The following is a 13,442-nucleotide window of genomic DNA, read 5'->3' as shown; positions in this document are numbered from 1 at the left end:
CTCGCGACGACCTCCACATGCCTTGAGGAGTCAAAAAAGATGCCCGTTAAAGCTGGTATCCCCTTGGCGGAAATATATATTTGTTTCACTATCTTTTCCCTGCCATAGAATTTTTTGTACTTTTCTCCACTTCCGTAGATTTTACAGAATTCATTATGCCTGAAATTATCATACATTAATTCATCATATACATTATTATAGGGATTCGCCTTTTCTTTCCTGCTTTTTCAACGTTGTAGTAAATTGAAATGTTCTCTTAATTCTATAATCCCCAGCAGCGCACCTTGTTCATAATCACGATCCGGGTAGAGCGATTTCAGTTCTGCATGTTTTCGTAATAGCAACTCAATATCTGATTTATTTCCAAAAAAACCAATCAGGATGCAGACTAAAGACAAGGCATATGGAGACCGAATTTCGTCAATTATTTCAACCAGTTTTTCGCAATAATTGGTTTTTGCTTTTTAAGAGAGCTTCCGGAGAAGACTCGTTTTTTATAGCCTCAGCCTCTTCTTCACCTCTTTTTATCTGGGTTTTTGAAAATTCAACTGCAAGTTCTTCCAACCCGTCATACAGCAGAATACTGTATGCGAACTGTTGTGCTGTATTTTCTTTTACGGGATTATCTTTGAAAAACTTTTTGGTCAACATCTTTTTTAATCCTCTCTATATCTTAAGAAATTCTGATATCCGTAGAATCTGCCATAATGTTCACTGCATTAGATACAGGAATACCTAATTGTCCCAGAATGGAATAAGCGTTCCTAAGCAAAAAGTAGATCTCTTAATTCATCTGCTACCTGAAAAGCGCTTTTACCATCAATATTCTTTTGAATTTTTGCCTTCTTGTAGCTTCTTCCAAAATACTCAATGTCCAGGCTTATATCCTTTAAATAGTACTTTTCATTTTCTTTGGTTACATGCGATTCCATTGGCTTTGAGTAATCATCATAAAATGTAATCCTTTTCAGTATATTTTTTGCCTTATCCCTTAACGCTATTGTTATAAGGCTATCATCCTTTTTAATTATTCTCCAATAGTTATCCATCAACCCCCTTGGCGACGGCATTATCTTCATTTGCCACAGCACTTTTTATATTTCTTACCGCTACCACATGGACAAGGATCATTTCGTCCAACCTTGGTACGGGTCGGCATCTCAATCACATTCGAATCCGGTCTACCCATTTTAAAAGGCTGAGGCGGTAAAGGTTTTAAAAACTTTCTTTCCTCCTGGAACAACTCATTGGGAGTATGTCCCTTTAACACCCACTGGCGGGTATTATTATATAATTCTATTATTCTTGCTGTTAACTGCTGCACAAATTCAAACGAGGGAAACTCTATCCAGCTCTGCAGGTATTGAATAATCAGAGTAGGTTTTGAATCCGCATTGATCATATTGGTTATCTGCAATGCAATTTCGTTTGTTTCCTGATCAGATAGCCTGTAATGCTTTAAAAGGAAACTGATAAAGCTGTTCATCTCCGGTGTTTTATCAACATAATCCGGATCACCGGCTTTTAACAGCTGCTTTTTTGTAAAAGGATAATAATCAACGCCCGGTCTCATTCTGTGTTCTTCAACAATTTTCTTTGCATCTAAAACTCTGTCATCCTGATATCCATATGACGTGTATCGGGCCTGTCCATAGAAATCACAGGCAAAGGACATTACATTCATAAATTCCAGAATGTCAACTTCCTGCCCTGTAAGCTCGCTTATCTTCTCCTTAACGAGCCATGCGTCCATGACACCGTAGTAATAAAGCAATCCACGGGTTAAGCGTATCCACTCGGTATTTCGCTGTACAATGTTTTCCAACTCACTACTATCTATCTGAGAGAAAATGTTTATAAGTTCATTCGGCATAAACAATATCTTTTGATCGTCATATAATCCGGGAAAAATGATACTAAATTCCATGAATGCTTCCGCATTAGAAACAGAAATACCCATATCGGGTATAACTCCCGAATTCTTAATGATTACTTTGATAAAGTCATACCTGCTTTGATCCAATGTATAGATAACCTTCTTAAACTTTAAAGGAATCAATTTGGCAAGCTCCGATGCCAGCTCTGCCTTTTTAAGAGAGCTTAAATTTCTGAAATCATAGTTTTTACAGATTGTATCCATTTCAGCTTTTGTTAATCCGTTAATAGCATCATAAAGGCTGCATGGAATATCGACCTTCTTCCAAAGCCGCTTCTCTCTGTTTTCCTGCAGTTGTTGGCTAAAGGCCTTTGCATTTTCCAGTGCTCTTATTAGAGCCGCTTCTGTTTTCTTATCAATTTTTTCATTCATCAAGGTTCCCTCTTTCAAAATGGTAGTTCTTCAACATTTTCATCATCTATATTTTGTTTTTCAAAATCAATTTCAGAAAACCAATTATCATCGAAATACATACTTTCCGGTTGGATCGGCATATCATTTAACAGTACCGTGGTTTCAGAGGCAAAAGCGTTTTCATCTATGCTGTTCTTCTTAGCTTTTCTGCCGGATTTGCCGGAGCAATCTTTACATACATGATTTTTATGTCCTTTTCCTGAAAACTTTTCATTAGCCCGTGTTCTTCCGCATATTCTGCAATAGTGCGCCATTAATAGACTTCCTCGCTTTCTTACCGTTTTTCATTCTTTGTTTTCCAGCTTTCTAATTACATCCGTACCTATTTCTTCAATTGCTTTTAACTGTCGAATGGCTAATTGATTCAATAATTGAAGCCTTTCTGCTTGAGGTCTGCCTTGCTCAATCAAAATGGCATTATAGCTTTCCATATTCGCTAAAACTAACAATTGGTTCTTTGATATGGTGTCAATTCCGGTGGGATTAAGTTCTCCTTGATGGCATCAGTGTGAATTCTATAATTTAGCTTTGATATCTCACGATTTAGATTCCAACCTAAAGATAGTCTGCTGCTTTCATCGTTTTTCAGTCTTTTATAATCTTTGATAATATACAGCTTAAACTCCGCCGATATCCAGGAAGCAAATTCAAAAGCAATATTGGAATGGTCAAAAGTTCCACCATTTCGGCCGGATCTAGAAACAATACCAATTGCATTGGTACTATCGATCCATTTTGGGGGTGATAGTGTAAAAGCATTTGAACCGGCTTGACTTCTAAAGGAGTCGAATTCGACCTTTAAATTTTTCATTATGTAATTGTTCCCAGAGACCCAAAAATTCAATTGTATCCTTACTTCTCATCCAATTTTTAATGACATCTTTAGGTTCATCACTTTTATAGCGTGCGATATCTGTAAGCGAGATAAATTCGTTTTGAAAATCCTCAGTATAGATAGCAATATCCATACCTTTGGCGTGAATTGTTTCTTTTACAGTTTTCTTTGCCATTGGATCATCCTCTTTCTTAGTGCCTTAATCTCTGAATAATCGATATAATCATTTTAATTATACTATATTTTACCAATATTCGCATTATTATAATATGAACTTTTCGCCTTCTATCTTTCTAGAAAAATATCTTAGCCTGCTCTTCATTTTTATAACAAATTATACTATACGAATTAAAGACCTGAATTCTATCAACTTTATTCCTGATTACACTTTCATCATAAGCATCATTCTCACATACCATTTTGCTAAGCACTTTCTTAATCCACTCCTCGTCCAACGTAGGCGAATTGGCACATGAATCTTTCCCTTTTTCTATCCGTGTCGCACATCTCTAAACCACCTTACCTCTTTCTGTTCTTCTCCGATAAGATGCTCCGCAATCACCACACACAAGCAAATTCCCCAAAAGATATTTACCGTTGTATTTGCTTCCGCTGGGTTCTACTGTGCCATCCTGTTTATGAACTAATCTTGCGCGTCTCGCCATTTCTTCCTGTACTTTACCAAACACTTCAGCAGAAACAATCGCTGGATGGCTGTCCTTTACGTAATACTGGCTGCGTTGCCCAATATTCTTGCTATTCTTACCGGTCATAAAATCCTCGGTAAAAGTCTTTTGCAGCATCGTATCGCCTTTGTATTTTTCATTCTTGAGCATTTTCTGGATCGTTGTTGGGATGGCTTCGTATCATCTTCGTATAAGTTTTTATCTGAAGCTCCAGGCTGCGCAGCTGCACCGGCCCAAATGTGCTGACCCGGCAATAGGCGGCAACCTTAAGTTTTTTATTTTCTTTAGGTACAACCGGAATAATCCTGACATTTTTCATTTACGTTCCTACATCATCTATATAAAATGGGCAAGCTCATTAATATTTTACAAAAGAAAAGACGTGAAAGCATCCTTTCACGTCAAAACATGTTTTCATTTACAATCCTGCAAACCCTTAAAAATTCAGCGTTTTTTCGCTCTGCAACAGGACTATGGATTCCACATGTGCCATTGTAGTAAACATATCAACTGGATTTTTGCATATTTTTTCATGTAAATGCATAAAAGATACATTTTTAATAGGAAAGTAATCAATTTATGCATAATTATTATGTCATCATTATCACCGCTTCAAGGGTTGGTTGAATGCTTTACCGCCAATCCTCCTAAAATAGGGATGATACTAAGTTCATAAGTTTAATCAAGATTTGCTCGCTCATAGTCTCACTCATAAAGTAGATTTGATTTTGTATATCCGTTTTCAATAATGCTTTTTAATTCCATTTTTAAATTATTACTGGTATATTCTCCACCGTGATAGCACACAATTTTTTCAATATTGTAATCATACACTTTTTTTAATGACTTAATTTCTGCATCTTCATCCAATACAAATTCTTTTGATGCAATAGCTAAAACTCCCTCCTCTGAAATGAGCATATCACCGCTTATAAGTGTTTTTTCAGATTCAACATAAATTGAAATATGTCCCGGCATATGTCCTGGTGTTTCTATTACTTTTACGCCATCACATATTATTTCATTATCCGATACAGGCGTAACATTATCTATATATTGAACGCTTTTCAGCATGTGAATAAACATTTCATTATCTGTTTTTGCATTCCCTTCTAACGTTTCGCCAATTTTTTCAGCCTGTTCTAAACGTAACAATTTTTTCTGCCCCAAAACATAAGGTGCCTGTTTATTTGAACACTTTACCTCGACTTTAGGATACTTTGTAATAAGCTCTTTTATTGCCCCCATATGGTCATGATCATGATGTGTTAAAATAACCTGCTGTAATTTAGTAATATCTAATCCTTTTTCGTCAAAAGCTCTTTCAATTACAGGTAAAAACATTGGGTATCCAGTATCAATTAAAATTAAATTGTCTTTATTTTTCAATACAACTGGGTAAATATAAAACTTTATTTTTCCCAGTTGAAACAGTAAACGTAATGTTATTATTTCTGTCATAGTTCTCCTCCATTTATTATATCCTTATATATTTATACATTAATAACCGGTAGATCAGTAAGATTTACTCCACTCAACAGGCTTAAAACTCATAATCAGAACGATAAATTTTATTTATCTATTCGCATTCAATTTTGATGTTTCGTTTTATAACTCTAGAATATTGTTATCAACTTCTAACAAGATATCTACGGTCGGTTTTGCAATCAATCCTTCTACCGCACTGCTTCCGATATGGTTGATACGTTTTATATCCTGATTCTTGATACAACTGAAAAGCTGTCTTTCCTCGATTTCATACCACTCTTTATATTTGGGATTGTGCTCTTTCAAGGTAATAAGAAAAAACTCCCACAATTCTTTCAGTGACATCTCAGATAATTCTTTTTTCATGCTTACCCCTCATCAGTAGGACTGTAAAAGAACACTACTCCAAGAGATGAATTTATCATAATATATGATCAAGTCATCCTCATCCATAGCAGTTAGCTTTTTTCTATCCATACAAATATTCAGTATCCCTTTATCTATCCCATCCAAGTGTTTTATTAGCTCTTCCTTGCTACTTATGTATTGGTTTGTCTCATCAAAATATTTAGCTTGTAAAATAAAAAATGCTGACTTGTACAATGCCGATAAAATTTCAGAGCTGTTTTCATAGAGAAAATTATGGCAACACGCATGGTACAGATTGCACGCACCTATTTTTACAGCACGTTTAACATCCTCTTTATCAATTGACGGCAGCAAATAGTCTATGCTTCCGTAGATTGGCTACGTATCATAATAGAATTGAAACAAATCAGATTTTTCCCAACCTATGATCTCACTTTTACCGGAAATAAACCCGAAGGCTTTTTCCTTATAAGGCATTTTGGAAATTATCGCTCGATATTTTTTCAAATCCTGCACAGCCAGCTCATTCAGGATAACTACAATATCTATATCACTGCTGTCATCCGCTTCTTTGCGTTTGTAACTTCCTTGCAAACCAATAAAGGCAAGTCTATCTCCAAATTCATTTTTTATTTTTGATACAAGTTTATCTATCCACTCATCTATAAAGAAGTTCATCTTCTCACCTCGTAAATGTAAATTTTGCTGCAATGAATGAAGAATCCATCCAAGCGTATATAATCAGTTAGTACAAAATATTTCATCTCAATGCTTCTGGATTTTCTTTTTTTGTACTCTGTAATAAAGGGCATTCTCATAACAAGAATACTATTAAACTGTTTCTGAGTAATCAAGTAAATTTTTTTTGCAATTCTTGCAAATGTATGCTTTGGGCATTATATCACCGATTGGAGTGGTATAACCTAGCTGGACACGAATAAAGGTTTCTTTTACTTGTTTTCATAGAATATCTTATTAATCCTACAACTGAGATGTTATAGTAGATTTTATTATGTAATTTATTCCTTATAATTTATAAATTTTCCATTAAGTACTTGTAGTGGGGTATTGCTTATATAACTATGTCTTTTACACATCTTTTAGGCTGCTAAATCCTTACCTTGGCTATAATGCAGCTCATATTCCATAGGAGACATATAGTCTAAGCTACTATGACTTCTTCTATAGTTATACCAGGTTTTTATATAGTTAATAATAGCTATTTTAGCTTCTTCACGGGTTTTGAAGCGTCTTCTATGAATTAAATCTTTTTTTAAGGTTGCAAAAAACGATTCCATACAAGCGTTATCATAACAGTCCCCTTTGGCGCTCATACTCTGCCTTATTCCATTTTCTCTAAGTTTATCTTGATAATCGTAGGCTGCATACTGCGACCCTCTATATGAATGGAATATCAAACCTTTAGCTGGTCTTTCACGTATAATAGCTTGGTCTAAGGCATTAAGCGTTAACTGTTTAGTCATTCTGCTGTCTAAAGCCCAACCTACTATCTTTTTATGATACAGATCTTCAATAGCTGCTAGGTAAAGCCATCCTTCACTAGTGGCAACATAGGTAATATCACCAACCCATTTTTGATTCTTGCTTTGAGCTGTGAAATCTTTGGTTAATAGGTTAGGGGCTAGTGGATAGTTATGATTTGAATTTGTAGTGGCTTTAAATTTTGTTTTTAATGCACTTACTAAGTCATTTTCTCCCATGATCCTTCTAATACGGTTGTTACTGGCTCTTATACCTTTTTTCTTTAACCTTCTTTTGATACGTCTATGACCATAGGTTCCATCAGATTCATCAAATATTTCTTTAATATCAGCTAATAGCTTGATATCTTCCTTCTTACTATGACTTATAGGGCGTTTCTGTCAGCCATAAAAAGCACTCCTACTGACTTCAAAAGTTTGGCACATCTTCTTGACGCAAAATTCGGAGCTATGTTTTTCTATAAACAAATACTTTACTTCACGTCCCTGCTGAAGATGCCCATAGCCTTTTTTAGGATGGCAATTTCCTCCTTAAGCTCTTTGTTTTCTTTCTCTAATCTTCTTTGTTCTGCATCAGCTGGTCGAAGGTTTCCCTTCCCTGGGAAAGCATCTTCTCCATGTAAACTATACTGTTTTACCCACCTTCTAATAGTAGTAGGGGTAACACCTATATCTCTGGCTACATCAGCTGGTTTTTTGCCTAATTCGGTAATAAGCTTCACCATTTCTTTTTTATAGTCATCAGTAAATTTATTTCTATTACTCATAGCTGAAACACGTCCTTTCTAGGTTTATTATAACAACCTTTCTACGTGTCCAGCAAATCTAATACACTCTAAATGTTTGCCACACCCTCTGGTATCATGTGTGCCAATATCAGTTCCATATCCTCAATATTTTCTACAAAAATCTTTTTTAAATTTCCTGTTCCATACTGACTGACCTTACCCATAGGCATTTTTAAAAGCTTATCCACCATCTTTTCACGCAATCCCATCAACGCATTATATGCCAAATGATGAGATGCTCCAAGCCCCCAACCATGTGCTCGTGTTTTTATAAACAAACTCATTAGGATTAATCCTGACATTATCCCCAAATAAGTTAGCTCTGCCTCTCCCTTTTCATAAAGACACACAAGTATATGATTGACTTAAAAAAAGGAACTACCCCAAATACGCCCGACAAAATCAGCCACATGATTGCTTTTGCCATATCTCTTTCTGAGCTATTTGCATATGAATAAATATTTAAAAGTTCTTTCATATAAAACCCTCACTTTAATAATGATTCGTATTAAACTCCACCCTATCTGGTTAAACTTAAATCGTATGGAAGACATACAGGCATATTTAAAACAGGATGTTTTAAAATAGTTACCTTTATGTCAAACACCTGCCTCAATGAACGAATATACGTATAGACAATTAGCAATTGCACGGGACATCTTACTATCAAATTTAGAAAACTCTCCATCGCTTCTTGAGCTTTCACGTGCAATAAGTATAAATGATTGCACTCTTAAAAAAGGGTTTAAAGCTTTATATGGAAATACAGTTTATGGATTTATTCGAGAACAAAGACTTGAAAAAGCCTATAAATTATTAGTTGTAAATAACTGTAGTGTTACCCAAAGTGCCCATGCCGTCGGTTACAATAATCTTAGCCACTTTGCTCGCTCTTTTAGAGAGAAATTTGGAGTTAGTCCAGGAACGTTAGTATCTCATTAAAATAAGCTATTCTAACTTTCATTCACAATTTCGCATTTCTTAAAGCTGTTTAGCAAATTACAAGAGATTATAACCAATATCAAATGAAAATGAAAAAAGAGATAATCCGACAGCAGCTTATCTCTTTTCACCTTCCTATTCCTTATTTTATTCTTGCTTGTTCCATACAATCTTTCACCCCATCTTGTATGGCGATACTAAGTAACGGTGGCCGCCGTTACTAGTATCCACATCATATGTTTGAGCTTCTACAATTGCCTTAGATAAATGATTTATTGCCTTATCACCAAGTCCCTCTGTTTCATTGTGTTTACTTACCGCAACTGAAAGCATTTTCATCGAACTAAATTTCACTTCCACCATCATATCACCACCGTAGCCTTCAACAACTTTCATTTGTTTCTCCCGATAAAATAAAAACCATTGGACTTATGATTATTCATGGTAGTGAAAGTAATATACTTATATTGTAAAGTGATAAAGTCATCAAGCAGCTCCTGTATCCATTTCTCGCTGTGATGGCGGCATACAGCACCTTCAGGCAGCTCAAATGCACCATACAAGTCGTACTTCTCGGCAAACTGTTCATATCTGCTAACATTTCTTTCATCTGTATTCAGAAGAAAATCATTCACATATAGCACGCCGCCCGGTTTTAACACACGATGTATTTCTTTGATTAGTTCCATCTGCTCTGTATTGTTGCAGATGCAAGTCAGTACTGCAAACAAAATCACTGCGTCAACACTATTATCGTGAAAGTCAATGAAAGCATCCTCTTTCACCCTTAGATCCAAATAGGGGAACTGTTCTCTGCCACGTTTGATCATTCCTTCTGCAAAGTCAATGCCTATCAGATTCTTGAAACCTATTTGGTATAATTCATCCAACGTTCTACCATAGCCACATCCTACATCTAGAATAGTATTATTTTTGCTGATATATTTACTGAATTCATCAGCCTGAAAAGGTGTTGTAAATTGTTTTTTTTCAGAGACACTGTCCCAGTAATCTTTTTGAATCATCTCGCATCTGGTCCTTTCATTCATTCAATTTAGTAGGTGTTTTCAAACGTCACACTTCTCTTAAATACAGGGTTGTTTTTTGAATTTTCTTTTGAAATCACTTTCTTTCTCTTCATGAAGATAGTCTTGATCTTGATGAGTTTATTCTTTTTACTTTTCATGAGCATTACTACGCAACCACCAACTCTATACATTGGAAAGTAGTGTGTAGAATCGACGAAATGCTCGATGCACATATCCTCCCAAATACCTACTTAGTCTAGGTTTGTTAAGTATTGCCTTTTGGGGAATTCGTCGAAGTTATATCAAACCTTTTCTTGACTTGTTACCACAAATCTTATTTTATTATTTGATTTCCAATTCAATGGAGCCGGTAAACTCCCCCCCTTCTACAAGAATGTAATTACCAGCGGGCGGCAGCTCAATCGTTTCAGAATAGTAGCCTGTGCTTTCGATTAGGGTTTGGGGGGCATCTGATCCGGATTGCAGAACCAGTTTAGCCGTACCATCCGTAATACTCAAATTACAGATGACCTCAATTTTATTTCCCGCTTCACGGTCAATGGAAGTCCCTCCAAAGAGGTACTCTGTTCCTGAAAATCCCTCATAATCTGCAGTATAAGTGCCTGTATAGTGATCCACGCCATATTTTCTTTTTCCCTCCAAAGACCAGTTGCCGGTCAATTGAGCGTCACCAGCCGCTTGGATGGCTTGATTGTACGTGTCAAGAATTTCATCTTTTGAACAGCCCGCAAGAATTCCCATAGCCAAGAGGACAACCACTGCGGACATAAAGAGCAGCCTTTTCATTGAAATTACCAACCTTTCCTTGTATAAAAATCATCGGCTTCTTTGCCCTGGCCGAAGGAAAATATTTGACTTTTTATGCTTTTGATTCTTGGAAGTCGCCTGCGGCAGGTTTGTCAGCATCACAATCATAATCGTAAGCAGAAGCATTACCACCAATGACAAGGAAGAAAGCATCAAATTGGCAGGTTCATTCGTGTTCATGAATGTTTTTGTATCAAACCCAATTACGGTAAAACCCGCCAAGATCGGGTACAGGCTACGCCCTACAACATTCTTAATGAACATGCCGGAATATCCAGTAATAAAGGATACAATAACTCCACCCATAAAGGCTCCTGGACGTTTGCTTGTAAAAGCAATAATTGGTAGAACCGCAATATATGTGCAGGCGGCAATACCTACCATCTGCCAAAGACTTTTGACAAGAACAGCAACGCTCAAGTCCGGTACGCCGGACAAATATCCAACGAGCACAGTTATTATATAGCAGTAAAATCCGAACACTACACTTAAAAGCCCAATTGCCAGAAGTTTTCCGAACAAAAGACGCCGAAATGTCACCGGCACCGGCAGGATGCTTTTCAAGGTATTATCTGTGTATTCTCTGTTAATCAGATAGCCGCCAATCAGCGTAAAAATCACGGGCATGAAAATCGTAACGCTGTTCCAGATGGAACTGTTGAACAGGGCGGCAAAATCAAAATTCTGTACTTTTCCTTCCTCCGTGACAACTGCTTGCGTAAATACGGACAGGATTGCAGGAAAAGCCATCCCAATCAGGCCGATCAGTAAAATATGAAGTCGCTTTAATTTTTCAAATTCGGTTTTTATAATACTTAACATCACAGATTTCCCCTCCCTTCATATTTCTTTGCTCTGATAGATGCGGATCATCAACAATGTGCAAACTGAAGCTTCGATAAGCAATACGCAAAAGCATACCGAGGTGGATGCAAAATATGGGCTGAAACGATTGTAAAACGCCGTTTGTATCTCACCGGTTGGAGTGTTGAATTGGTATAGCCATCGGAAAATCATGGGAATCGGCATGAGCGTCCCGACGTTGAACCCCAAAGGCTGCACCAGAATCGCCTCACTAAAATGCATAGCATAATTTAGGAGCGTGTAAAAAAACACGATGATTACAGAAAGAATGTAGCTTTTGTTAAACCAAAGAACCAACACAATACAGGGAAGCGCAGCCGCCCACAGGAGCACCGCCATCGCAGCCATTAAGATAAGTTGCAGAGTGATATCTGTCAGTGGAATATGATACAAAACAGTCATTGCAGTACTTATTGCGAATCCAACAATCTGGAATACAATGGAAAAGATTAGCAGCACCAGCAGCTTTACAAGAACCAGCCGTTTTTTCGATACGGGGATGCAAAGCAGATTCTTGAGCGTATCATTGTCTTGCTCAGTGAAAAATAGGTTAGCCGCTAGTATAATGAGCAGCGGCATCAGTAGTAAAAAGTTGCTTTCCTCACGAGCGAAACTCATCATATCGTCAAAAGCTGCATTAGGTTGCCCCGCAATCAAAGCCGAACCTAATGCAGGAAAAATAAAAGCAGCCAGCAGAGCAAAGGAAAAGATTTTCTTTCGCTTCAATTTCTTAAATTCGCAGATAATCAGATTAAGCAATACCCTCACCCCCGGTTACTCGCTTGAAGTAATCCTCCAGCGTATCCTCGCAAGTGTGAGCCTCAGCAACCTCCAATCCGTTTTCAATAAAAGCACGGTTGAGGGCAGTCACCGGCAAACTCACATCGTACAGGCGAAGGCTGTGGTCGTCTTCTACTGTATAGTTTTTCGTCCCAAAATTTTGCTCTATGATTCTAGCCGCTTGTGCCATGTCGGAGACGATGAAGTGGACATACTTGCTGTTCTTTTCCTCTAGCTCGGCAAGGCTTTTCTCTTCCAGAAGGACCCCGTGGTCGATAATACCGATGTCGTCTACCAACAAGGCGATTTCCGAAAGGATGTGGCTGGAGATCAGAATGGTTTTTCCTCTCGCGTCGCACAGTTCCCGGATGAAGGAACGGACCTCTGCAATGCCGATGGGGTCAAGCCCGTTGATCGGCTCGTCCAGAATCAGTAGTTCCGGATCATGCATGATGGCGAGGGCAATGGCCAGACGTTGCTTCATACCGAGAGAGTATTGTGAAAACAGCTTCTTATCGCCGTATGGCAGACCAACGACCTCCAAGGCGCTTGAGATGGCATCTCGCTTGGATACACCCCGAAGCCGAGCGAATATACTCAGGTTTTCAGTACCGGTCAGGTTGGGATAAAAACCCGGCGCTTCAATTAAGCTGCCAATACGGGGCAGGATTTTCTTTTCGTTTCCCTGAATATTCTTACCAAAAATTACAACCTCACCAGAAGTGGGCTGCGTCAGATTTAGCAGCATTTTCATCGTCGTGGTTTTTCCAGCTCCATTTCTCCCTAGCAGGCCGTAGATACGCCCTTTTTTTACATGAATATTTAGGTTTGCAACACTTTTCTGTTCTCCATATTGTTTGGTAAGATTTTTTGTTTCAATTATAATATCACTCAAATTATGAACCTCCTTTTCTTACTGAAATCAGTCTATCAGGTCAATCTTGCATTAACCTTGCATTAACCTTGCAATTTATATAAATCA

At 37.4% G+C, this 13,442-nt stretch carries 21 protein-coding genes and 1 pseudogene; 1 reads left to right on the top strand and 21 read right to left on the bottom strand.

The annotated features are described in order from the left end of the window. Window positions 1-429: 429 nt before the first annotated feature. The 15 genes and pseudogenes from CHB72_RS19030 to CHB72_RS18975 all read right to left on the bottom strand — a co-directional run bounded on the left by CHB72_RS19030 (window position 430) and on the right by CHB72_RS18975 (window position 8,302). Complete coding sequence (locus tag CHB72_RS19030) at window positions 430-651, bottom strand: hypothetical protein (protein WP_089284459.1); 222 nt, start codon at window positions 649-651, stop codon at window positions 430-432. A 113-nt stretch (window positions 652-764) separates the two neighbouring features. Continuing rightward, window positions 765-1,052 carry a hypothetical protein gene (locus CHB72_RS19025; RefSeq protein WP_141131503.1) on the bottom strand — a complete coding sequence of 96 codons (288 nt, stop codon included), beginning with the start codon at window positions 1,050-1,052 and terminating at the stop codon, window positions 765-767. 23 nt (window positions 1,053-1,075) lie between these two features. Continuing rightward, window positions 1,076-2,308 (bottom strand): YecA family protein, encoded by a 1,233-nt coding sequence (locus CHB72_RS19020; protein ID WP_089284457.1) that lies wholly within the window; start codon window positions 2,306-2,308, stop codon window positions 1,076-1,078. Between the two features lie 14 nt (window positions 2,309-2,322). After that, window positions 2,323-2,604, bottom strand: coding sequence for a hypothetical protein (locus CHB72_RS19015; RefSeq protein ID WP_089284456.1), 282 nt, complete (start codon window positions 2,602-2,604; stop codon window positions 2,323-2,325). A gap of 30 nt (window positions 2,605-2,634) precedes the next feature. Continuing rightward, on the bottom strand, window positions 2,635-2,781 hold the full coding sequence (locus tag CHB72_RS28025; protein ID WP_330397091.1) for a hypothetical protein: 147 nt from the start codon (window positions 2,779-2,781) through the stop codon (window positions 2,635-2,637). Window positions 2,782-2,792: 11 nt separating this feature from the next. Further along, entirely contained in the window at window positions 2,793-3,161 is a 369-nt protein-coding gene (locus CHB72_RS28020; RefSeq protein ID WP_330397090.1) for a KilA-N domain-containing protein, read from the bottom strand. Further along, window positions 3,127-3,360 (bottom strand): KilA-N domain-containing protein, encoded by a 234-nt coding sequence (locus tag CHB72_RS28015; RefSeq protein WP_330397089.1) that lies wholly within the window; start codon window positions 3,358-3,360, stop codon window positions 3,127-3,129. The genes CHB72_RS28020 and CHB72_RS28015 overlap by 35 nt, the downstream gene beginning before the upstream one ends. 334 nt (window positions 3,361-3,694) lie before the next feature. After that, complete coding sequence (locus tag CHB72_RS27475; protein ID WP_242975200.1) at window positions 3,695-3,988, bottom strand: recombinase family protein; 294 nt, start codon at window positions 3,986-3,988, stop codon at window positions 3,695-3,697. A 19-nt stretch (window positions 3,989-4,007) separates the two neighbouring features. Next, the gene (locus CHB72_RS26765) at window positions 4,008-4,190 is read right to left on the bottom strand and encodes a hypothetical protein (RefSeq protein ID WP_176431478.1); all 183 of its coding nucleotides are present in this window, start codon (window positions 4,188-4,190) and stop codon (window positions 4,008-4,010) included. A gap of 386 nt (window positions 4,191-4,576) precedes the next feature. Then, a complete protein-coding gene (locus CHB72_RS19000; RefSeq protein WP_089284455.1) occupies window positions 4,577-5,332 on the bottom strand; it encodes an MBL fold metallo-hydrolase in 756 nt (251 codons plus the stop codon). 147 nt (window positions 5,333-5,479) lie between these two features. After that, on the bottom strand, window positions 5,480-5,725 hold the full coding sequence (locus tag CHB72_RS18995) for a GrpB family protein (protein WP_330397088.1): 246 nt from the start codon (window positions 5,723-5,725) through the stop codon (window positions 5,480-5,482). 12 nt (window positions 5,726-5,737) lie between these two features. Then, complete coding sequence (locus tag CHB72_RS18990) at window positions 5,738-6,082, bottom strand: hypothetical protein (protein ID WP_089284454.1); 345 nt, start codon at window positions 6,080-6,082, stop codon at window positions 5,738-5,740. A 24-nt stretch (window positions 6,083-6,106) separates the two neighbouring features. Next, window positions 6,107-6,406, bottom strand: a complete 300-nt coding sequence (locus tag CHB72_RS18985; protein ID WP_089284453.1) for a nucleotidyltransferase domain-containing protein — start codon at window positions 6,404-6,406, stop codon at window positions 6,107-6,109. Between the two features lie 422 nt (window positions 6,407-6,828). Then, window positions 6,829-7,997, bottom strand: a pseudogene (locus CHB72_RS18980) (IS3 family transposase). 68 nt (window positions 7,998-8,065) lie between these two features. Next, a complete protein-coding gene (locus CHB72_RS18975; protein WP_141131501.1) occupies window positions 8,066-8,302 on the bottom strand; it encodes a hypothetical protein in 237 nt (78 codons plus the stop codon). A gap of 331 nt (window positions 8,303-8,633) precedes the next feature. On the opposite strand from CHB72_RS18975, the gene CHB72_RS28335 reads away from it, so the two are divergent. Further along, window positions 8,634-8,960, top strand: a complete 327-nt coding sequence (locus CHB72_RS28335; RefSeq protein ID WP_089284451.1) for a helix-turn-helix transcriptional regulator — start codon at window positions 8,634-8,636, stop codon at window positions 8,958-8,960. Between the two features lie 174 nt (window positions 8,961-9,134). Here CHB72_RS28335 and CHB72_RS18965 read toward each other — a convergent pair whose 3' ends face one another. From CHB72_RS18965 to CHB72_RS18940, 6 genes are all read right to left on the bottom strand, one after another. Continuing rightward, window positions 9,135-9,356: an FMN-binding protein gene (locus CHB72_RS18965; protein ID WP_089284450.1), complete on the bottom strand. Its 222-nt coding sequence runs from the start codon at window positions 9,354-9,356 to the stop codon at window positions 9,135-9,137. Continuing rightward, window positions 9,353-9,985, bottom strand: a complete 633-nt coding sequence (locus tag CHB72_RS18960; protein WP_089284481.1) for a class I SAM-dependent methyltransferase — start codon at window positions 9,983-9,985, stop codon at window positions 9,353-9,355. The genes CHB72_RS18965 and CHB72_RS18960 overlap by 4 nt, the downstream gene beginning before the upstream one ends. A gap of 345 nt (window positions 9,986-10,330) precedes the next feature. Continuing rightward, entirely contained in the window at window positions 10,331-10,795 is a 465-nt protein-coding gene (locus tag CHB72_RS18955; RefSeq protein ID WP_089284449.1) for a hypothetical protein, read from the bottom strand. Between the two features lie 30 nt (window positions 10,796-10,825). After that, window positions 10,826-11,638 (bottom strand): ABC transporter permease, encoded by an 813-nt coding sequence (locus CHB72_RS18950; protein ID WP_089284480.1) that lies wholly within the window; start codon window positions 11,636-11,638, stop codon window positions 10,826-10,828. Between the two features lie 18 nt (window positions 11,639-11,656). After that, complete coding sequence (locus CHB72_RS18945) at window positions 11,657-12,439, bottom strand: ABC transporter permease (RefSeq protein ID WP_089284448.1); 783 nt, start codon at window positions 12,437-12,439, stop codon at window positions 11,657-11,659. Continuing rightward, complete coding sequence (locus tag CHB72_RS18940) at window positions 12,432-13,355, bottom strand: ABC transporter ATP-binding protein (protein WP_089284447.1); 924 nt, start codon at window positions 13,353-13,355, stop codon at window positions 12,432-12,434. Before CHB72_RS18940 ends, CHB72_RS18945 begins: the two co-directional genes overlap by 8 nt. Between the last annotated feature and the right edge of the window lie 87 nt (window positions 13,356-13,442).

This window comes from Anaerovirgula multivorans, assembly GCF_900188145.1.
Taxonomy (GTDB): domain Bacteria; phylum Bacillota; class Clostridia; order Peptostreptococcales; family Natronincolaceae; genus Anaerovirgula; species Anaerovirgula multivorans.
This window is presented reverse-complemented; position numbering and strand designations above follow the sequence as displayed.